Consider the following 20,533-nt stretch of genomic DNA (forward strand, 5'->3'; position numbering starts at 1 on the left):
TTACCGCCGGGGCGCTGGAACGAAAGTCACGATGCCAAACAGGGCCAATCTGTGGATAACAGCAGCATGATGCCCCGTTCGATGGCAAAATGGAGGCATGCCAAGGTTCCTAACGCTTGCAGATGTCGCCGAGCAGCTTCAGATCAACTCGCCGGCCGCGTACGCGCTGGTCCGCAGCGGAGAACTGAAGGCCATCCAGGTGGGCGGCCGGGGGCAATGGCGGGTTGAAGAAAAGATGCTGGAGCAGTACATCGAGGAGCGCTACGCCGAGGCCAGCCGGATGATCCAGGAATCAAAGTCCAAGTCAGTCTGAGCTCCGTCCGGGACTTCGGCGGCAACAGTACCGCCGGCTAAAAATCGGCAGTCCGCCGTGACCTGATGGCCGCCAACCCCGCAAACGGGATGACTGACACCTGTCCGACCTGGCTGCTGCGGCGCACCTCCCCCGGAGTGAACGTCGCCAGGTCCAGGTAGTCCTTCCCCACCCGGTCGATGACACCGGCCAGCCTCACCGCCCCGGCGCCATGCCCCAATGTCACCGCCAACTCCGCACGGTCCCGCGCCAGGGCGCGCAACGCGTGCGCAAGTCCCAGCGCCCTGCGCACCGACGAGGGTTCAGTGACTGATAACCTGCCCAAGCCCACATAACGTACAGCGGCGGCATACGGGACCAGGACCTGGTGCCGCTCCTCATCGAGCACCAGGGCATCAGCGCCCGCGTGGCTCAGTGCGCCGCGGGCAACCTCGCCACATGCGAGATGCACGGCGAGGCGGCATCCCAAGGCGCCGCGGAGCCGGTCCGCGAGCCCGACGTCCACCATCTCCGCCCGGGCCCGTTCGTTGATCTCGGCGTCCATGGAAAGCCGCTCCGCTTCGGCGAACTGGCTTTCCATGTCATTGAAGAGTGCATCCCAGCGCATTGCGCCAGCGTAGGACCGCGCCGGGCGGCCGGTCAATGCAGCAAGTAATTCTTTCCAGCGTATGGACAAACCTGCACAGCTAGGATCAAACTGTGCTTATGCGAACCAAACAGCATCAAACTGCATCAAACAGGGACTTTGCGGTGAGGTACGCTGCACTGCGGTTGTCCGCCGACGCTGTGGCAGCGGCAGCTGCTCTCCTGTTGGGTCTTTTGCTATGCCTCGTCGGTTCGGGGCTGATGGCACAGTGGAAGGATTCGTCCGCGCGGCAGCAACAGCCCGGCGTCGAGGAGCTTCTGGCCGCCGCGGCAGGCATGGCAGGAGCGGGCATTGTGGCCTGGTGGTTCCTGTCGCTGGCGTGCGCGGCAGCAACAGCCTTCCTTGCCAGGACCGGCAGGACCAGGGCTGCAGCCGCCAGCCGGAAGCTTTCCCCCGCATTCATGCAGCGGCTGATGCTTGCCGCGTTGTCCGTTCAACTCCTGTCCGGACCCGTTGCCCACGCCTCGGTGCCGGCACCCGGCCCGGCGTGGGCACCCACGCAAGGCCATTCAACCTCGGCGCCCGCCAGCTACGCCACGGCGACAGCCCCGGTTTCAGTTCAGTCCCCGCCGGCCGGCACGGAGGCGCTGTCCGGTGCAGGGACCCGACCCGGGAAAGAAGCACCTGCCGGCAACGTGGCGCCCGTCCATACAGGGACGGAACCCGTTGTCGTCGAAGCTAGGGCGACATCAACACCCGTCCACCCTGGCTGGCAACCTGTCCCGCCGGTGGTGAACCCTGGCATGCTTGCGGCTCCTGCCACCCGGGTCCCCCAGGAAGCGGCGGCTGCGGGGCTTGAAGGCGTCACCGTCCAGGCGGGAGACACCCTGTGGGACATCGCTGCCCGTCATCTGGGACACGGCGCTTCGGACCTGGACGTCGCGCTTCAGTGGCCCCGCTGGTACCAGGCCAACCTGGCACTCATCGGACAGAACCCTGACGTGCTGCTCCCGGGACAGATTCTTCAGCCACCTTCACACGCCCGCAAATAGCCAGGTCCGCTCCCGTCGATCCGTCAACAGTCCTTAGCCCGATCCCATCCGCCGTCCAACTGACCGGCCATCCAACCAAGGGGAACCAATGAGTGCAGTAACAACGATACGCACGGACCGGACAACAAGCAGGGCGGGCCAAGGTGCAGCCCCGGGAACAGAGGCAGGCCATGCGCCGCCGCGCCGGGCAACTACACCATCGTTGGCTCCGAGCCGCCACGGAACTCCCGCGCCTTTGCATCCCGCCGACGAGATGGCAGAGGTCCGCGCGATCACCCGCACCACGGTGCAGGCAGCCATGGAGGTACTCGCGGGGATCCGGCCGATCCATCAGCTCGCCCGGCGCCTTGACCCCCGCTGCCTGGCGGCACTACAGCACCGCGCCGCCCTTATCCGGCGCGAGCTCACGCGGACGGGCAATCCGGCCCTGGCAAAGCTCCATCGCAACTCAACTGTCAGGTCGGTCCGGGTCTGCGAGGTCGCCGACGGCATTTACGAGGCCAGCGCAGTGGTGGTGGACGACGTCCGTGCCCGTGCTGTTGCCGTCCGGCTTGAGCAAAGCAAACAGGTGTGGCGGGTGACTGAACTTATCATTGGTTGAAGACGCAGCGGAAAAGGCAGCAGGGCCGGGAACCCTTGTTCCCGGCCCTACACTCACTGCATTGCCTGGCACTGCCGCCTGCAGGTCCGCCAGCGGTCAGCGGCGCTTCTTCTTTGCGGAGCGCCTGGCCGCATCCTGCGCGGCCGCCTTGGCCGGATTTCCGGAACGGCCGGAGGAACGGGTCTCTACCCTGGTCTGCGTTTCACCGGTTTCGCTCGGAGCCGTGTACTGCAGCTGGGCAGGCTTTTCCGGTGCTTCCAGACCGGCGGCCCGTACCTGCGGTTCAACATGCTCGGTGTGTCCGCCCTGGGCATCTGCCACCACCACGTCCTGGGCAGGCGTGACTTCCACTTCAAGATTGAACAGGAAACCGACGCTCTCTTCCCGGATGGCTTCCATCATGCTCTGGAACAGGATGAAGCCCTCACGCTGGTACTCCACGAGGGGATCACGCTGTGCCATGGCGCGCAGGCCAATGCCCTCTTTGAGGTAGTCCATCTCGTACAGGTGTTCCTGCCACTTCCGTCCAATGACGGAGAGGACCACCCTGCGTTCAAGTTCCCGCATGCTTTCGGAGCCGATTGCTTCCTCACGCGCCTGGTACACCAGCCGCGCGTCGGACAACAACTCCTCCTTCAGGAACTCAACGGTGAGCCTGGACTTCCCGCCGGCTTCCTCGATGATCTCTTCCGGAGTAACGCTGACAGGGTAGAGCGTCTTGAGGTTGGTCCAGAGCTGGTTGTAGTCCCAGTCGTCACCGTTACCTTCGGCCGTTGCGGCGTCGATGAAAGCGGTAATGGTGTCCTCGACGAAGAACTGCACTTTCTCATGCAGGTCGTCGCCTTCGAGAATCCGGCGCCTGTCGCTGTAGATCGCTTCACGCTGACGGTTGAGGACGTCGTCGTACTTCAGGACGTTCTTGCGCTGTTCGGCGTTGCGGCCCTCAACCTGCCCCTGGGCGGAGGCGATTGCCCGGGACACCAGCTTCGATTCCAGCGCGACGTCGTCGGGCACGGAGCTGTTCATGAGCCGTTCCGCAGCCCCTGAGTTGAAGAGCCGCATAAGGTCATCGGTCAACGACAGGTAGAACCGGGACTCGCCGGGATCGCCCTGGCGGCCGGAACGTCCGCGGAGCTGGTTATCGATGCGGCGTGATTCGTGGCGCTCGGTGCCGAGGACGTAGAGTCCGCCGAGGTCCAGGACTTCCTCATGTTCGTCCTTGACGGACTGCTTGGCAGCCTCAAGGGCGGCCGGCCACTGGGACTCGTACTCCTCGGAGTTCTCTTCAGGGTCCAGTCCGCGCTTTGCGAGCTCGGCCACAGCGGTGAACTCAGCGTTGCCGCCGAGCATGATGTCGGTACCGCGGCCGGCCATGTTGGTTGCCACCGTGACGGCACCCTTTCGACCCGCCTGGGCCACGATGGCGGCTTCGCGTGCATGGTTCTTCGCGTTCAGGACCTCGTGGCGGATGCCCTCCTTCGCAAGGAGCCGGGAGAGGTATTCGCTCTTTTCAACGCTGGTGGTGCCCACCAGGACGGGCTGGCCCTTTTCGTGGCGTTCGGCAATGTCCCGCACCACGGCGTCGAACTTGACCGTTTCATTCTTGTAGACGAGGTCCGGCTGGTCGATGCGCTGCATGTCCCGGTTGGTGGGAATGGCCACTACGCCCAGCTTGTAGGTGCTCATGAACTCGGCTGCCTCGGTTTCGGCGGTGCCGGTCATGCCCGAGAGCTTGCCGTACATGCGGAAGTAGTTCTGCAGCGTCACGGTGGCCAGGGTCTGGTTCTCAGCCTTGATCTCGACGCCTTCCTTGGCCTCGATCGCCTGGTGCATGCCCTCGTTGTAGCGCCGGCCGGCCAGGATGCGGCCGGTGTGCTCGTCTACGATCAGCACTTCGCCGTCCAGGATGACGTAGTCCTTGTCCCGCTTGAACAGTTCCTTGGCCTTGATGGCGTTGTTAAGGAACCCGATGAGGGGTGTGTTCGCAGACTCGTACAGGTTCTGGATACCGAGGTAGTCCTCCACCTTTTCGATGCCGCTCTCCAGGACGCCGACGGTGCGCTTTTTCTCGTCCACCTCGTAATCCTTCTCCGGCTGCAGCCGGAGGACCACTTTGGCGAATTCGCTGTACCAGCGGTTGGTGTCCCCCTGCGCGGGGCCGGAGATAATCAGCGGGGTACGCGCCTCATCGATGAGGATCGAGTCCACCTCGTCAACGATGGCGAAGTTGTGCCCGCGCTGGACGAGCTCGTTCCTGTCCCACGCCATGTTGTCGCGGAGATAGTCGAATCCGAACTCGTTGTTGGTTCCGTACGTGATGTCCGCGGCGTACTGCTGGCGCCGGACGGCAGGGTCCTGGTTGGCCAGGATGCACCCGCTGGTCAGGCCCAGGAAGCGGTAGACACGGCCCATGAGGTCGGACTGGTATTCGGCGAGGTAGTCATTCACGGTAACCACGTGGACACCCTTGCCGGTCAGCGCGTTCAGGTAGGCGGGAGCGGTCGCCACCAGGGTCTTGCCTTCACCGGTCTTCATTTCCGCGATGTTGCCCAGGTGCAGGGCGGCACCACCCATCAACTGGACATCGAAGTGGCGCATCCCCAAGGTCCGTGACGAAGCTTCGCGGACTGCGGCAAAAGCCTCGGGGAGGAGGTCGTCCAGCTTCTCGCCGTCCTGGTGGCGTTCGCGGAGCCGGGCGGTTTCTTCCCGGAGTTCGGCATCGGTGAAGGTCTTGAAGGAATCTTCCAGGGCATTAATGGAGTCGGCATAGTTCCGCAGTTGCCGGAGTGTTTTTTTGTCACCGGTGCGGAGAAGTTTTTCGATAAGTGATGCCACGTGAAGATGCTCCCAGTCTCATGCCGCCGAATTCTGGCGTTTTTAGTCTACGGGAGAGACACCGCCGAGAGTCCCGTTTGTTCCCTCAGAGCGGATACTCCCCCGCCGCCGACTGCCGCGGCGAGGCTCCCCGCGAGGTCGCCCACCGGGAACACTTCCACGGCGGACAGGCCGAGCCAGTCCGCCATGAGCCGAACCTCCGCAGCGAGTTCGACGGCGGTGTCCGGCGGGGCGTCCGGCTCCGCGAAGGCGGACCTCGCCAGCAGGGTCCCGCGTTTGCGGTCCGCCTTCAGGTCCACACGGGCCACTATCCTGTCGCGGAGGAGGAAAGGAAGGACGTAATACCCGTAGCGCCTCTTGTGTTCGGGCGTGTAAATCTCGATCCGGTAATGGAAGCCGAACAGTTCCTCAAGCCGCCGGCGTTCGAAGACCAGGGAGTCGAACGGACTCAGCAGGGCACGGCCGGTGGCCCGGCGAGGCAACCTCGCCCCGACATGGCGGAAGACGTCACGGTCCCAGCCCGGCACGGTGACGCGCTCCAGCCTGCCCATCCGCACCAGATGTTCGACGGCGGCCGCCGCGGCTTTGGGAGGCGTGCGGAAGTAGTCGGCGAAACAACGTACGGTGCCGATGCCATGTGCCTGGGCAGCGGCGTCGATCAGCCGGTGCATTGCTTCCGCGGGACCGGCCTCGTCTCCCGCCGGCGCGGTCTGCTGCGGCAGCACCCTGGGAGTCAACGTGTACCTCCGCTCGAACTGTTCCGTCCGCGATGCCGCGGAAACCACGCCTTCCTCGAACAGATGCTCGAGCACGCGTTTGACGGCATTCCAGTTCCAGCCCCAGTTGGCCGTCTCCTTCTCCTCGACATGGCCCATCCTGGCAGTCAGCTGGGCCGCAGTCAGTGGCCGTGAGCGTGCCAGCGTGTCCAGGATCTTCCCTGCGATTGCGTCGCGAAGGTCCGGGTCCATGCGGGAGGCGCCAACCCAGGAGCGCTTCTGCCACAGGAGAAGGTCCGCGTAGTGCTCCGGGCGGATGTAGCTCGCCTCGTGGGCCCAGTACTCCACCATGCGCCGCGGATGGACGTCGGTCATTCGCTGCAGGATGTTTAGGTCGTAGTTTCCCAGCCGCGAAAAGAACGGCAGGAGATGGCTCCGGGAGACGACGTTCACGGAATCGATCTGGACGAGCTGGATCCGGGCAAAGGTGCGGCCCACCGCCCGCGAGGTCACGGGGCCGGTGGGCCGTCCTTTGTCGAGTCCCTGGGCTGCCAAAGCGATCCGCCGTGCCTGGTCCAGGCTCAGCGTCGCTGACACATCAGTCCTCTCCGTGGATGGTGTTCACCACCCTAAGCCTTTGCGGCGGCGTCATCCGAACGGTACGCGATGACCTTTTCCTCCACCACGGTGTCTCCGGGTTCGCACTCGTGGTCCAGCGTGATGACCCCGTAGGTCCAGCCGCGGCGCCGGTACACGACCGACGGCGTGTTGGTGGCCTTGTCCACGAAAAGGTAGAAATCATGGCCAACAAGTTCCATGTTGTCCACGGCGTCGTCGAGGGAGAGGGAGGCGGCAGGAAAAACCTTGCGCCGGATCAGGACCGGGGAATTACCGGCCGGGATGTCGTTTTCAACATCGTAGGGAGACTTGTCCTCGGGGCCGGCGACGGCCTCGTTCCGATGGCTGGCCTCGACATAAAGCGGTTCTTGCGTGCTGGCAGGTTCAAGGGCGGCCGTCGCTTCCCGGACCGCCTTAGGGGTGTGCCGTCCATGATGGACCTTCTTACGGTCCTTGGCCCGACGGAGCCGTTCAAGCAGTTTGTTGTAGGCAAGATCAAAGGCCGCGAACTTGTCAGCGGCGCTGGCTTCGGCACGAATCACGGGTCCCCGGCCCAGTACGGTCACCTCAACGGTCAGCTGATCGCCGGTCTGCCGGGCATTGGTCTCCTTGGAGACTTTCGCGTCGACCCGCTGGACCTTGTCCCCAAGCGACTCGATTTTCGAAATCTTTTCCCCGGCATATTCACGGAACCGGTCTGAAACTGTCAGATTTCGTCCGCTGATCATAAACTCCATGGTGCCCTCCAAATGACTTCGGTGACACGACGGCGGCGCTTCCCTGGGCCGATCTGTGTGACAGTCGAGCCCCTCTCCGAGCCGCCATCGAAAGGTACATTCTGTTCTTGGTACCCACCACCGACGTTAGTTCATAGGCACCCGTTATTCATCCTTTCTTGGTTTATTTTTTTCTAAGTCATGGCGGTTTCCGCGGGTCCCCGGTGGTGGAGCGCTGTGGCCCTCGGCGTCCGGCGGGCGTGTCGCAGCGAGGACGACGGCGCCCGCTACCTTGGCCCCTGCCGCATGAAGCGCGCGGGCTGCTTCGGCCAGCGTGGCGCCGGTGGTGAGGACGTCGTCGATGATGACGCAGCGGCGCCCGGCCACCCGTGCCTGCCCCCGCACGGTGACCCGCATGGAACCGCGCACCCGCTGCGCCCGGGCCCCCCGGCCCAGGCCTTTTTGGCCGCCCGGCAGCTGCAGGACGGCCCCGCCGGATTTGGCGAGGACATCTGCGACAGGCAACCCTGCAAGCTGCTGCGAGGCCCCGGCAAGCAGCAGGTGGACGGGGCTGAAACCCCGGTTCAGATAGGCCTTGGTGCTGGTGGGCACAGGGACAAGACAGGTCTCTTCGAAGCCATCAATTGCTGCGCGGACCGCCCCGCCGAGCGCGCGGCCCAGGCTTCGCTTGAGCTGATACTGGCCGTGCCTCTTGAACGACAACAGCGCCTGCGCGAGCTCTTCGCGGTAGACGCCGGCAGCCACCACCGGAAGCAGCACCAGCCCGTCCACATCCATTAGTGCCGGTGCTCCGCTTTCTGCCCGGAACGGGACTGCGGTGAGGCGCCGGATGTGGCGGCCGCAGGGGATGCAGAGCGCCCGGTCTTCCGCACCGCAGCAGACGCAGTCAACCGGAACGGCAAGCGACAGTAGGTCTGCCGCCGCTCCCGCCAGCTGGTCGGTGAACCGCAGGAGGGCGCTGCCGTGGTCTGAGCGGTGCCTGCCGGAAATTATTTCGGCAGGCGGGTTGAGGTCGGGATCGAGCCGGACACGTGTCACGGCCCTCCGGCCGGCCAGGGGTCTGATGTCCACCCCTACATCTTCGGCCTGCGCACCGTTGCCGGGCAGCGGGCAGGCGCGCTATGTGGACAGTGCCCCGACGGGCTCCTGCCTACCGCGTTCTCAGCCGGGAAATGCCGGATCGATCGGGCCCTTGATCTGCGGAGACCAGCCGTTGCCAAGCCGCTGGAAGATCCCTTCGGCGGACTGGGCATAGATTTCCTCGGACCCGTTGCCCGCGCTGAGGGCCACTAGGCCCGGCCACGGTGCCAGCTGCTGCGGCTGCCCGGAGGTGAGCGACAGCAGTTCCGGGGTGACGTTCTGCCCGGCAGATCCCTTCATCACGGCAACGGTTGTATCCGTGACCCAGACGCCCTGGTCCGGATCGTTGCCAGTGGCCAGGGTAATCGGCGGTGTCAGCTCACGCGGCGTGCCATCGGCGCCCCGGATAATTCCGGTCACCTGAACCCGGGTCTTGCCGTTCTGCTCCGAAATCACCAGCGCCCGGACCGCTTCCCTGGAAATCCGGAATTCCTTGACTGTCCTTCCGGCCAGCCACGCGGGCGACAGGGTGACGGTGGGGACGGCGGCGCCCTCCGCAATCCCGGCCGGGCGGAATGCCACAACTTCAGTGCCGCCCGTGGCACCCGGACCTGCCGACCAGACCCATTCACTGAGGCCGAAGGATGGCCGGCTCAGCGTGGTCCTCGTGGTCAGTGCCCGTGCGGGCTGCCCGGGACTGATGCTGTACAGCGTGGTGCGGCTTTCATTGAGGAAGGCGGCCGTCTGCGAAACCGGGGATTCCGCGGGGAACCGCGGGGTGAGCGATGACACGGGCTGCATGTCCGGAAGCGGCGAGACCCTGTTGTTTTCGTACCGCACCAGCTCGTTGCCGCTGATGGCAATCTGGCGGGACGGCACGCTCTTGTCCTGGACCGGCGGGAGGACGGCTCCGTTGTCCTCCACCCGCACCAAGTCCTGGTTGGCGCGGAGCTCGACATTGACGACGTCAGGCTGGCTGCGGAACGTCAGCGTCAGCTGCATCTGCATCCGGAGCCGGTCCTCCGGGGACGTCTCCATCAGTTCCTTGGCCGTCAGGTCCACCTGCGCAGCCCCCGAGACGACGGGAACCGATTCCCGAGCGAGCTTGATGCCGGAGGGGAACGCACTCGCCACCGCCCCGCGCAGGTACGGCGCAGGGCCCGCCAACAGCGCGCTGGTCATCGCCTTGACCGTCTTGTTCTTGATAAACCAGCGGACATCCGGGACAGCGAACGTGAAAGTGGGGTCGTAAAAGTAGATGGGGTAAGCCCCGTAAATCACTTTGAAGGTTTCCTCGGCGATGGCGGTGCCGTCAGGGAGGTTGGAAATCCGCCATTCACCGTCCACCTGGGTGAGAGTCACGGGAATATTCTCAATGGTTCCCTCCGGCGACTGGGTGGCGATGCCGTCCGCGTCCACGGTGTAGGCGACATCCAGCTCATAGTTGTAGACATTCTCGTTTCCCGTTGCCACCACCCGCGCCTCCCGGTAAACGAGCGCCCGCTGGTCCGGTTTCCAGGACACCGAGGAGGCCTGGGTCAGGTATTGGCGTGCCACAGCGTAGTCGTCCTCGTAGCCGCTGCCGGCCCGGTAGAAGTAATCGATGATGGTTTCCGGCAGGGCACCCGGTTGGGGAGCTGCCGGCAGGAACACCGGCGCGCTGACGTTCCCCGCGCTGCCTTCGCTGCTTTTCCCCACCGGCCCCGAGGTGGGAATACGGGCGCAGCCGGCCAGCAGTACCAGCAGGAGGACCAGCAGCGCAGCAGGCAGCTTCGCCCGGCGGCCGGCGCGACCCATCATTTTCCCTCCTTGGGGGACGATGCCGGAGCAAGCGACGCGGCCCCCGTCTCCAGGACCAGCATGTTCCTTGAGCCCGGCTCACCGGGAAGCGTGATGTCCTCGGGCTCCAGCTGGACCGGCGACTTGTCGATCTCTTCTCCTTGGCGGAGCGGCAGCGTCAGCCGGAAGTTGGCGCCGCTTCCCTTCTTGCCCCACGCCTGGAGCCAGCCGTTGTGCAGTTTGGTGTCCTCCATGGCAATGGACAGGCCAAGGCCGCTTCCGCCGGTAGTGCGCGCCCGCGCAGGGTCTGCCCGCCAGAAACGGTCAAAGACGCGCGCCGCTTCCGCGGGATCCATTCCGATCCCCTGGTCCCGGACGGCCACCCCGACGGCGGTCTGGCTGGCTGCCACGGTGATAGTGACGGGCTTACCTTCGCCGTGCTCCACGGCGTTGAGGATCAGGTTCCGCAGGATCCTGTCGATGCGCCGGGCATCCATTTCCACGATGACGGCACCCTCCGGTGCCCTGAGGACGATCTCGGAACCATATTCGGCAGCCACCGGGGCGGCACCCTCGATGGCGTGGGCGATCACCTGCAGGATGTCCTCCGCTTCCGCATCCAGTACCGCCACACCGGCGTCGAACCTGGAGATCTCCAGCAGGTCCGAGAGGAGCGACTGGAACCGCTCCACCTGGTTGTAGAGCAGTTCAGCCGAACGCTTGTTGATGGGGTCAAAATCGTGCCGGGCGTCGTACAGGACCTCCGCAGCCATCCGGACAGTGGTCAGCGGTGTCCGCAGCTCGTGGGAGACGTCGGAGACGAAGCGCTGCTGCATCTGGGAGAGGGTTGCCAGCTGGGTGATCTGTTCCTGGAGGCTGGCTGCCATGTGGTTGAAGGAGGCGCCGAGGCGGGCCACTTCATCTTCACCGCGGACCACCATCCGCTCCTGCAGCTGGCCCGCGGCGAGCTTCTCGGAGACCATGGCGGCGTGGCTGACCGGGCTGACCACGTTCCGAGTGACGTACCAGGCGACGGCTCCGATCAGGAGCACCAGCACCGCACCGCCCGCCCAGAGGACGCTCTGGATCTCGTCCAGCGTCTTCTGCGCGGTATTAAGGTCGTAAATAAGGTAGAGCTCGTAGACGGTGCCGTTGAAGGTCACTTTGTTGCCCACGGCAATGCCTGGCCGGTCCTCGGTGCCGACCGGGATGACCGTGGATGCCCAGTACTGGTCCTTCCCGGATTCCTGCACGGCCTTGCGAAGCTCCGGCGGAATGACGCTGACGGTCAACTGGTCGGAGGCCCGGGATTCGACCCAGCGGTTCCGCGGTTTTGTTTGTTCAGGCACCGCCTCGAAGACGTACCTGCGCTGGATGACCGACCCGCGGCCCTCCACAGCGTTCAGGGTGTCGTAGACGAGGGTGATCACGCTTGCCTGGTCGGTGACCTGCGCGCCGTCGAACGTGTCCTGCACCTGCTTTACGTTGTAGCGGGTCTCCGACTCGGCCTGCGTCAACCGCTCCTGGAAGAGGTTGTTGGCAATCTGGTTGGACAGGTACGCGCCCACCACCGCGAAGGAGGTGACGGCCAGGAGCAGTGTGGTGAGGACCGTCCGAAACTGCAGGGACCTGCGCCACCGGCGCTGAAGGGAGCGTCCGATGTACCGCAGTGCAGGAAGGAACCGGCGGACTCCGGTCTTGACCAGCCGCGCAACGCGCATGCTGACAATCAGGGACCGCCGCTGCCAGAGATGGGCGCGGAACGCCAGGCGCCGCAGGCGCAGGCTGATGTCGTCCCCGTGTTCGGGGGCAGGCGGCGGGCCGGTGCCGCTGTGATGCCCGGAAGTTCCCCCGGGGGCGGGGTTCGCTGAAGCGGGCACGCCCGTCCCGGGTGTACCGCCTTGCGCCGTGGGTTCAGGCTCCTGCTTTGTAGCCGACACCACGCACCGTCAATACGACTTCCGGAGCTTCCGGATCCTGCTCGATCTTGGAACGGAGGCGCTGGACATGGACGTTCACAAGGCGTGTATCGGCAGCGTGCCGGTAGCCCCAGACCTGCTCGAGCAGCAGTTCGCGGGTGAACACCTGCCAAGGTTTCCGGGCAAGGGCCACCAGGAGGTCAAACTCCAGGGGCGTCAGCGAGATCCGCTCATTGCCCCGGCTGACGGTGTGCCCGGCGACATCGATGGTGATGTCGGCGATGCGCAAGGTTTCGGGCGCTTTCTGGTCACCGGGGCGGAGCCGTGCGCGGACGCGGGCCACGAGTTCGGCCGGCTTGAACGGCTTGGGCACGTAGTCATCGGCGCCGGATTCGAGTCCCCGGACGACGTCGGACGTGTCCGACTTGGCAGTGAGCATGACGATCGGAACATCGGACTCAGCGCGGATTTGCCGGCAGACCTCGATGCCGTCCACACCGGGAAGCATGAGGTCCAGCAATACAAGGTCCGGCCGGGATGACCGGAAAACGTCCAGCGCCTGGGCGCCGTCCGCGCAGAAGACCGGCTCGAAGCCGTCGTTGCGGAGAACAATTCCAATCATTTCGGCCAGCGCTTCGTCATCGTCTACCACCAGAATGCGTGCCTTCATAGCTATATATTCCCTTATCAGGATGGCTTTGTCCTATTGGACACCCTCCGGCATGGCGGGGCGCTAGGATGCCCGACGCCGGAACTATAGGCTGGTGCCACGCCGGGCGTTTTGCAGCGCCGCGCCTGAGCCAATGGAGCGGGTGCCAGGCTGACGGCGCACTGGTACGGGGGAAGGAACATTGGTGTCACCACAGGATTCGGACGCGCAGGAGCCTCAGGACCGGGAGGCTGCCTGGCGGCACCCTTCCGGACAGCAACCGTCGGCACAGCAACCCCCGGCACAGCAACCCCCGGGGCAGAACCCGTGGGGGCCGCCGGCGGGGCAGCAATCCCCAAGCCAACAGACTCCAGGCCAGCAAACCCCAGGCTGGCAGACCGCAGGCTGGCAACAGGCTCCGCAGCAGCCGTGGGGGCCGCCGTCGTGGCAACAGCCCCCTGCGCAGCCGCCGTGGGGCCAGCCCGGTTCTGGCCACTCCGGGCCGCCGCAGCCCCGCTATCCAAACCAACTTCTTCCGAACCAGCAGTTTGGCCAGGCCTCTCCCTGGGGCCAGCAGCGGTATGCTGCTCCCCCGAAGCCGGGCATAGTCCCGCTGCGTCCCCTGATGTTCGGGGAGATCATGGACGGGTCCTTCCAGGTGATCCGGCGGAACGCAAAGGCCATGCTGGGCGCTTCGCTGCTGGCCCAATCCCTGGCCGCCGTCCTTACCGCTGTCCTCACTGCGGCCACTGCAACTTCGGCGGGCTCCATCGAAGCCTGGGCAAACAGCGCCAGTGAGGCCGATCTGACAGCCCTGGGCCTGGGATTCGTGGCCGCCATGCTGCTGGTCGTCGTCTTCACCCTCTTCATTGCCTCCGTCCTGCAGGGCGCCATGGTGGTGCCGGTGGCCCGGTCCATCCTCAACCGGCCCACCAGCTTCAAGCAGATGTGGTCCCTCGCCCGCCCTCGGGTCGGGGCGCTGATCCGGCTTGCTGCCCTGCTGATGACCGCCGGACTGCTGGCGATGCTTGTCCCCGCCGCGTTGGCCGTGGCGCTGATCGCAAGCATGGAAGGGGTGGGGATCCTGCTGCTCATCCCCCTGTTCCTCGGTTTCGTTGCCCTGTACGTATGGATTTACGTGAAGCTGATGGTGGCCCCGGCCGCGGTTGTCATTGAAGAGCTGGGTGCCCTGGACAGCCTCCGCCGCTCATGGGAACTCACCCGGTCCAACTGGTGGCGGATCCTGGGGATCACGCTAGTAGTGGGCATTCTGGTGGGCGTCGTCAGCCAGATCGTCATGATCCCGGCAGGCCTGCTGCCCCCGCTGGTGGCCAGTTACCTTTCCCCGCACGGCGGCAGTGGGCAGGAGGTGGCCATCGCCGTGGCGGTCGGAATCATCACCGCAATCCTCGGCGCGCTGGCCGGGGCCCTCGGCTACGCCTTACAGACGTCCGTGATGGCACTGATCTACATGGACCTCCGCATGAGGAAGGACGGGCTGGACCTCTCGCTGCTCCGCCAGATGGAGTCCGGAGCCGATCCGGACGGCATTCCGGGCAGGGTCCATGCGACGGGCGCGCAGGGCTGGAGCCAGGCTGGCTGGAGCCCCGGACCCGGACCCGTGGCAGGGGCATGGCCGGATGGCCGCTGAACCCCCGGTCCTGCCCGCGGCAGGGGAAGCCCGGCGGTGGGCGGCCGAGGAACTGGCCAAACCGGAGTACCGCGAAGCTGCTCCGGGCTGGCTTGAGGCGCTCTGGAAGGACTTCGTGGACTGGCTCCAGTCGCTGGACAGTTCCGCGGCCGACGGGAGCACAGTGCCCGGCCCGGTCATCGGGATCGTCGTCGCGGCGGTCATCGCCGCCGCCGTGATCATTGCCAAACCCCGGCTGAATCCTAAAGCGCGGCGGGCCAAGCAGGTCTTTGAGCCTGAAAGCGTGCTGACACCAGCGGACTACCGGCAGCGCGCCGAAACGTCCGCTGCGGCCGGGAAGTGGGGGGACGCCGTCGTCGACCGCTTCAGGGCGCTGGTCCGCTCTGCCGAAGACCGCACCATCCTCGATCCGCAGCCGGGACGGACGGCTGACGAAGTGGCCCGTGAACTTGCTGCACCGTTCCGTGCCGAAGCGGACCGGCTGGCCAAGGCGGCAGGGACCTTCGACGCCATCCGGTACGGGAACCGGACGGCGGACGCCGCCGACTACCAGGCAATGGCGAGCCTGGACCAGACCCTCGAAGCAATGAAGCCCGGCCGCACCCCCGCCCGGCAGGAGCAGGCCCCGCAGGAACGGGAACAGCAGGATTTCCTGCGGCACACGGCGGCGCGGCCATGACCGCCGTTGCTCCGGCGCCCTCAACCCGCCGGGTGCCTGAGCCCGGCGGCGCACCGGACAACGGCACAGGGAAAACCAAGGGCTTGTGGGGGTGGCTACGGCGGCACCGTGCCCTCGCGGCCGGGTGGGCCCTCGTGGCCGCCGCCCTGGCGCTGGTTCTCTGGGCGCAGCTGGCACCAAAAGGGGACGATGTTCCCCTGTCCCTCAACAACGCCGGCCCGGACGGTGCCCGGGCCGTCACGCAGATCCTGGCCAGGCACGGTGTCAAGGTCCACGCGGCCGGGAATTTCGAGGCGGGCATGGCGGCGCTGGAGGCTGGAACTTCGCCGACCCTCCTGCTGTACGACAGGAGCGGCTTCCTCGACGAGCCGCGGCTCCGTGAACTGGCGGCGTCCGCGGAAAGGGTGGTGTTGGTTTCGCCCAGGCTGCAGACCCTGGCAGCGCTCAGCAGCAGCATCCGCCAGGCCGGGGTGGTGCCGGACGCCTCCTCCGCGCTGGATCCCGGGTGCAGCGTTCCTGACGCGGAAGCAGCCGGACCGGTGTCCGGCGAGTCAGGCTTCATTTACGACGGCGGGACCGCCTGTTACCGGCCAACCGGTTCTGCCGCCGGGGTGCTTACCGTGGAGGATGACGGGCGGCTCACTGTCCTGGGAAGCACCGGCATCCTCACAAATGAGCGGCTGGACGAACTCGGTCACGCGGCGCTTGCCATCCGCACCCTCGGCGCCTCCCCGGACCTGGTCTGGTACCTCCCCACCATCGAGGACCTGGAAACCGGCGGTTCCCCGCAGACCCTCGACGAACTTGCCCCGGGCTGGGCGCGTTTCCTCGGACCCTGGCTCGCCCTGGTGGCCGCGGCGGCAATAGCCTGGCGGGGCAGGCGCCTTGGCCCGCTGGTGTTTGAGCCCCTTCCCGTGGTGGTCAAAGCAGTGGAGACAGCAGAGGGCAGGGCCCGGCTTTACCACGATTCCCACGCCGTGGACCAGGCCCGGGACAATCTCCGGGCCGGAACCCTGGTTCGGCTCTCAGGGCACCTGCGGCTGGGCGCCGCGGCCACGGCCGACCAGGTGGTCAACGCTGCAGCACGGCACCTCGGCCAGCCGGCCCGGCAGATAAACCAACTCGTCAACGAACATCCCCGCACCGAGGCAAGGCTTGTTGCCTGGTCGCGGGACCTGGACAACCTAGAGAAAGAAGTCAAAGGACGATGAGCGAGCAAGGCAGCAGTCCCCGGGTCCTGGACCATATGGAACATGATTCCGCCCGGCAGGCCCTCATGGACGTGCGGCACGAGGTGGCAAAGGCCGTGGTGGGGCAGGACGCCACCGTTACGGGGCTGTTGATCGCGTTGCTCTCGCAGGGCCACGTGCTGCTGGAGGGTGTTCCGGGCGTCGCGAAAACCCTGGTGGTCCGCGCGCTGTCCGCTGCGCTGAGCCTGGACACCAAGCGCGTCCAGTTCACTCCGGACCTGATGCCCGGCGATATCACGGGCTCGCTGGTCTATGACTCGCACACCTCCGAATTCACCTTCCGGGAGGGGCCGGTCTTCACCAACATCCTGCTGGCGGACGAGATCAACCGGACGCCGCCCAAGACCCAGGCCTCCCTGCTCGAAGCCATGGAGGAACGGCAGGTGTCCGTGGACGGCGAGTCCCGGCCGCTGCCCGGTCCGTTCCTCGTTGCTGCCACCCAAAACCCGGTGGAGTATGAAGGCACCTATCCGCTGCCTGAGGCGCAGCTTGACCGGTTCCTGCTCAAGCTGACCATGCCGCTGCCGGGGCGCCAGGACGAAATGGAAGTCATCCGGCGCCACGCGGCGGGCTTCGACCCGAGGGACCTTAACGCTGCCGGCGTCCGCGCCGTGGCAGGCGCGGAGGACCTGGCGCGGGCGCGGCAGGCGGTGGCCTCCGTGGCGGTGGACCCTGAAGTCATCGCGTACATCGTGGACCTGGTGCGTGCCACCCGCTCGGCACCTTCATTCCTGCTTGGTGTCTCGCCCCGCGGCGCCACTGCCCTGCTGAACACCTCCCGGTCCTGGGCCTGGCTCTCCGGCCGAAGCTTCGTCACCCCCGACGACGTCAAGGCCCTGGCCCTCCCCTGCCTCCGGCACCGCGTGGCGCTCCAGCCTGAAGCCCAAATGGACGGAGTACAGGCGGACGACGTACTGGGCAGCATCCTGGCGTCCGTTCCCGTCCCCCGCTGATGGCCGTCTCCGGGCGTTTCGTGCTGCTGGTGCTGCTGGGCACGGTGCCGGTCCTGGCGTTGGCCAGCTGGGGAACGGTGCTGCTGGTGGCCGGGGCGCTGGCGGCCCTTGCCGCCGTCGACCTCCTGCTGGCGGCTTCCCTGCGCCCGGTGCACGTCCTGCGTTCCGAGCCCGGCAACGTCACGCTGCATGCGGGCGTGGACGCCGTGTTGAGGGTGCAGAACGACGGCGGCCGGCGGCTCCGCGGTGTCCTCCGCGACGCATGGCAGCCCTCCGCCGGGGCGCAGAATCCGGTCCAGGACATCGACGTCCCGGCCGGTGAGGGCAGGCGCGTGACTGTCCGGCTGCGGCCGGTCCGGCGGGGAGACCTGAAGGCTCCGCACGTCACGGTCCGCTCTTTCGGCCCGCTGCTGCTGGCAGCGCGGCAACGGACCATTGACTGCCCCGGTTCGCTGCGGGTGCTGCCTCCATTCCATTCCCGGCGGCACCTGCCGTCAAAGCTGCGCAAACTGCGCGAGCTGGACGGCAAGGCAGCGGTGCAGATCCGCGGTGCGGGCACCGAGTTCGATTCACTGAGGGACTACGTCCGGGGCGACGACGTCCGGTCCATTGACTGGCGGGCCACCGCGCGCCGGTCAGCGGTGGTGGTGCGCACCTGGCGGCCTGAACGGGACCGGCGCGTGGTCATGGTCCTGGATACGTCACGGACGTCGGCGGCCAGGATCGACGACGAAACCCGCCTGGACACGGGCATGGAAGCGGCGCTCCTGCTGGGTGTGCTGGCAGAGCGGGGCGGGGACCGCGTGGACTTCCTGGCGTTTGACCGCCGCACCCGCGCCCGGGCGGGCTCTGCCGGGCAGGGAAACCTCCTGGGCCAGCTGGTCCAGGCGATGGCGCCGCTTGAGGCCGAACTCATCGAAATGGACTGGTCCGCGGTCCCGGCCCAGGTCCGCGCCGTTTCCGCGCACCGTTCCCTGGTGGTGCTCCTGACGTCGCTGGATAGCGGCGCACCCGAGGAAGGCATCCTTCCCGTCGCGGCACAGCTGGCCCGGCAGCACGTGGTGGTGGTGGCAGCCGTGCGGGACCCGCAGCTGGGTGCCATGCTCCAGGAACGCGACGACGCCGCCGGTGTATTCCGCGCCGCCGCCGCAGAGCGGGCGCTGCTGCAGCGCGCGGCCATCTGTACCGAGCTGCGGCAGTACGGCGTGGAAGTGGTGGACGCCGAACCGCACCAGCTGCCGCCAAAGCTGGCCGACATGTACATCAGGCTCAAGGCGGCCGGTACATTGTGAGGTCACAGCATCTTGTTCCCGCCCTCACGCAGGAGGCCCCATGAACGTTCCCATCTACCAGCAAGCGCTCGGCGCGGACTTTTCCCGGCTCCAGCCGGAGCTCCAGGACTACTTTTCCCTGGTTCCGGGGTCGGGCAGCTACGGAGTGGGGGAAGGGACCTTCGATGTCGTGGGCTGCCGGCAGGACTGGCTGCGTCCCCTGCTGCGGCTAACCAGCGGGGAGGAAGCATTCTTCCCCGAGTACGGCGAGAACATTCCTTTCCGGATTGAGAACCATGCCCACCAGGACCCCTTCGGCCGCTCCAGCCTGACAGCCCGCCGCGAAATCCGGTTCCCGGGCCGGACCCGGATCTTCCAGGACACCACCAGCGCGGCCCGCCGGGCCGGTGCATTCCGGCTGGTGGACTACGTGGGACGGTACCGGAGGCTGGTGACTGACCTGAACCTGAGTGTCACGCCGGAGGGCCGGCTTCGCGGCATCTCCGAAGCATCCCGGCTCTTCCTTGGCCCCGTCCGCATCCCCCTTCCCGCCGCCCTGGATGCCAAAGCATACGCGGAGCAGTGGTGGGACCCGGCCGAAGGCGCAGCGGGCAAGCACCGGATCCGAGTGAAGGTGATCCAGCCGCAGATCGGCCTGGTGCTGGTGTATGCCGGCAGCTTCGACTACAGGCTGCGCCCCTATACCGGCGGCAGTTCGGCCCTGAGTTTCCTCCCGCGCTACGCGCAGCCGGACCGCTGGGAAAACCGGGTCTGACCCCCGCTATCCCAGCGCCAGCTGGTTCAGCCCATCGGCCACCTGGGTGAGGCGGCCAAGGACCGCCGTGGCCTGGGCCGGAGTGCCACCGGAGAGTCCCTGCGAGGGGGTGATCCGGACGGTGCCAAGCGCTGTTGCTGGCAGTCCCAGCTGGCGCCAGGGGCGCCACACGGCCTCGACGCAGTCCGATACCTTTGGCAGGGACTTTCCCGCAGTTTCCAGCGCGCCGATCCACAGGCGCTTGTCCGCCTCCACCGCTCCGGCCAACTGTTCCCACTGCCGGGAGGTCAGGGCGTTTAACGGAACAGCAATGCCGTCGGCTCCTGCCGCGAGGATCTGTTCGAAGGGCGCCTCGATCGCCGGCACGGCTATGACGACTTCGGCCGCGCCGGATGCGCGCAGTGCGTCCAGGACCACCCGCCACGATTCCCGTGCTTCGGAGGCGGCCACCGAACGCAGGGTGCGGTAGCCGCTGGAGGTGGGGATGGTGCCGGCCAGCACAGCGGCGATGTCCGGTTCGTCCACCTGGACCACCAGCCGGGCGCCCGGCACCGCAGCGGCAACCCGCGAAAGGTACCGTCCCACACCGGCGGCGAGGGAAGCCGCAAGATCCCGCCGGGCCCCGTAGTCGATGAGTGCCCGTTCGCCGTTGTGCAGGTGGAGCCCGGCCGCGAGGCTCAGCGGCCCCACCAGCTGCACCTTAATTTCGGTTGCCGGGTTTTCCTCGGCTCCGGCCACATCCGCCAGGACATTGATGTCCGTGGCAAGGGCGGAAGCCGCACGCCGGAAGTCCTTGCCGGGACGGTCCACGAGGCGCCAGCCATACGGCTGGACGTCGACTGCCAGCTCCTCCAGGAGACAGGCAGTGCGCCCCAGGGCGTCAGAGCCGACACCCCTGTCCGGCAGTTCGGCGAGGAACGGCATGTGGGGGCTCCCCAGCTCGCCGCGGATGATTTTTGCCGCTTCCACCGGATCTTCGCCCGGCCAGGGGCCCAGCGCGGTGGCCGTTACCTCACGCGTCAGCGCCTCGTTCCCCAGTCCGTTGCTGGAACCGGCCTGGCGCCGTCCG

General features: G+C 66.6%; 18 protein-coding genes. 9 read left to right on the forward strand and 9 right to left on the reverse strand.

The window, feature by feature from the left end; translation table 11 throughout:
* The first annotated feature begins 97 nt into the window (after positions 1 to 97).
* Entirely contained in the window at positions 98 to 313 is a 216-nt protein-coding gene (locus C3B78_RS13025; protein WP_045729765.1) for a helix-turn-helix domain-containing protein, read from the forward strand.
* Between the two features lie 37 nt (positions 314 to 350).
* Here the strand turns inward: C3B78_RS13025 and C3B78_RS13030 are convergent, their stop codons facing one another.
* Positions 351 to 920 (reverse strand): hypothetical protein, encoded by a 570-nt coding sequence (locus C3B78_RS13030; protein ID WP_104999780.1) that lies wholly within the window; start codon positions 918 to 920, stop codon positions 351 to 353.
* Between the two features lie 98 nt (positions 921 to 1,018).
* On the opposite strand from C3B78_RS13030, the gene C3B78_RS13035 reads away from it, so the two are divergent.
* Together C3B78_RS13035 and C3B78_RS20080 are read left to right on the forward strand one after the other, a co-directional pair.
* Positions 1,019 to 1,951 carry a LysM peptidoglycan-binding domain-containing protein gene (locus tag C3B78_RS13035; RefSeq protein WP_104998447.1) on the forward strand — a complete coding sequence of 311 codons (933 nt, stop codon included), beginning with the start codon at positions 1,019 to 1,021 and terminating at the stop codon, positions 1,949 to 1,951.
* Between the two features lie 88 nt (positions 1,952 to 2,039).
* A complete protein-coding gene (locus C3B78_RS20080) occupies positions 2,040 to 2,552 on the forward strand; it encodes an Rv3235 family protein (protein WP_234005389.1) in 513 nt (170 codons plus the stop codon).
* 96 nt (positions 2,553 to 2,648) lie between these two features.
* On the opposite strand, the gene secA is transcribed toward C3B78_RS20080, so the two are convergent.
* The 7 genes from secA to mtrA all read right to left on the reverse strand — a co-directional run bounded on the left by secA (position 2,649) and on the right by mtrA (position 12,906).
* Positions 2,649 to 5,387 carry a preprotein translocase subunit SecA gene (gene secA, locus C3B78_RS13045; RefSeq protein WP_104998448.1) on the reverse strand — a complete coding sequence of 913 codons (2,739 nt, stop codon included), beginning with the start codon at positions 5,385 to 5,387 and terminating at the stop codon, positions 2,649 to 2,651.
* 47 nt (positions 5,388 to 5,434) lie between these two features.
* Positions 5,435 to 6,700, reverse strand: a complete 1,266-nt coding sequence (locus C3B78_RS13050; RefSeq protein WP_104998449.1) for a winged helix-turn-helix domain-containing protein — start codon at positions 6,698 to 6,700, stop codon at positions 5,435 to 5,437.
* Positions 6,701 to 6,732: 32 nt separating this feature from the next.
* Positions 6,733 to 7,458: a ribosome hibernation-promoting factor, HPF/YfiA family gene (gene hpf / locus C3B78_RS13055; protein WP_104998450.1), complete on the reverse strand. Its 726-nt coding sequence runs from the start codon at positions 7,456 to 7,458 to the stop codon at positions 6,733 to 6,735.
* A 144-nt stretch (positions 7,459 to 7,602) separates the two neighbouring features.
* Positions 7,603 to 8,529, reverse strand: a complete 927-nt coding sequence (locus tag C3B78_RS13060) for a ComF family protein (RefSeq protein WP_234005390.1) — start codon at positions 8,527 to 8,529, stop codon at positions 7,603 to 7,605.
* Positions 8,530 to 8,619: 90 nt separating this feature from the next.
* Complete coding sequence (locus C3B78_RS13065; protein ID WP_442778275.1) at positions 8,620 to 10,335, reverse strand: LpqB family beta-propeller domain-containing protein; 1,716 nt, start codon at positions 10,333 to 10,335, stop codon at positions 8,620 to 8,622.
* Positions 10,335 to 12,038, reverse strand: coding sequence for an MtrAB system histidine kinase MtrB (gene mtrB / locus C3B78_RS13070; protein ID WP_234005604.1), 1,704 nt, complete (start codon positions 12,036 to 12,038; stop codon positions 10,335 to 10,337). Before mtrB ends, C3B78_RS13065 begins: the two co-directional genes overlap by 1 nt.
* A gap of 193 nt (positions 12,039 to 12,231) precedes the next feature.
* On the reverse strand, positions 12,232 to 12,906 hold the full coding sequence (gene mtrA / locus C3B78_RS13075; RefSeq protein WP_104998452.1) for an MtrAB system response regulator MtrA: 675 nt from the start codon (positions 12,904 to 12,906) through the stop codon (positions 12,232 to 12,234).
* Positions 12,907 to 13,510: 604 nt separating this feature from the next.
* Between mtrA and C3B78_RS13080 the strand changes: the two genes are divergently transcribed.
* The 6 genes from C3B78_RS13080 to C3B78_RS13105 are packed head-to-tail and all read left to right on the forward strand — an operon-like array spanning position 13,511 to position 19,464.
* Positions 13,511 to 14,536: a DUF7847 domain-containing protein gene (locus C3B78_RS13080; protein WP_199775251.1), complete on the forward strand. Its 1,026-nt coding sequence runs from the start codon at positions 13,511 to 13,513 to the stop codon at positions 14,534 to 14,536.
* A complete protein-coding gene (locus tag C3B78_RS13085; RefSeq protein ID WP_104998453.1) occupies positions 14,526 to 15,215 on the forward strand; it encodes a DUF4129 domain-containing protein in 690 nt (229 codons plus the stop codon). The genes C3B78_RS13080 and C3B78_RS13085 overlap by 11 nt, the downstream gene beginning before the upstream one ends.
* Positions 15,212 to 16,426: a DUF4350 domain-containing protein gene (locus C3B78_RS13090; protein WP_234005391.1), complete on the forward strand. Its 1,215-nt coding sequence runs from the start codon at positions 15,212 to 15,214 to the stop codon at positions 16,424 to 16,426. The genes C3B78_RS13085 and C3B78_RS13090 overlap by 4 nt, the downstream gene beginning before the upstream one ends.
* Complete coding sequence (locus C3B78_RS13095; protein ID WP_104998454.1) at positions 16,423 to 17,418, forward strand: AAA family ATPase; 996 nt, start codon at positions 16,423 to 16,425, stop codon at positions 17,416 to 17,418. Before C3B78_RS13090 ends, C3B78_RS13095 begins: the two co-directional genes overlap by 4 nt.
* Positions 17,418 to 18,710, forward strand: coding sequence for a DUF58 domain-containing protein (locus C3B78_RS13100; RefSeq protein ID WP_104998455.1), 1,293 nt, complete (start codon positions 17,418 to 17,420; stop codon positions 18,708 to 18,710). Before C3B78_RS13095 ends, C3B78_RS13100 begins: the two co-directional genes overlap by 1 nt.
* 40 nt (positions 18,711 to 18,750) lie before the next feature.
* The gene (locus C3B78_RS13105; RefSeq protein ID WP_104998456.1) at positions 18,751 to 19,464 is read left to right on the forward strand and encodes a DUF4166 domain-containing protein; all 714 of its coding nucleotides are present in this window, start codon (positions 18,751 to 18,753) and stop codon (positions 19,462 to 19,464) included.
* 6 nt (positions 19,465 to 19,470) lie between these two features.
* On the opposite strand, the gene C3B78_RS13110 is transcribed toward C3B78_RS13105, so the two are convergent.
* Positions 19,471 to 20,502 (reverse strand): hypothetical protein, encoded by a 1,032-nt coding sequence (locus C3B78_RS13110; protein ID WP_234005605.1) that lies wholly within the window; start codon positions 20,500 to 20,502, stop codon positions 19,471 to 19,473.
* Between the last annotated feature and the right edge of the window lie 31 nt (positions 20,503 to 20,533).

Source organism: Arthrobacter sp. PGP41 (assembly GCF_002953935.1).
Taxonomy (GTDB): Bacteria; Actinomycetota; Actinomycetes; order Actinomycetales; family Micrococcaceae; genus Arthrobacter.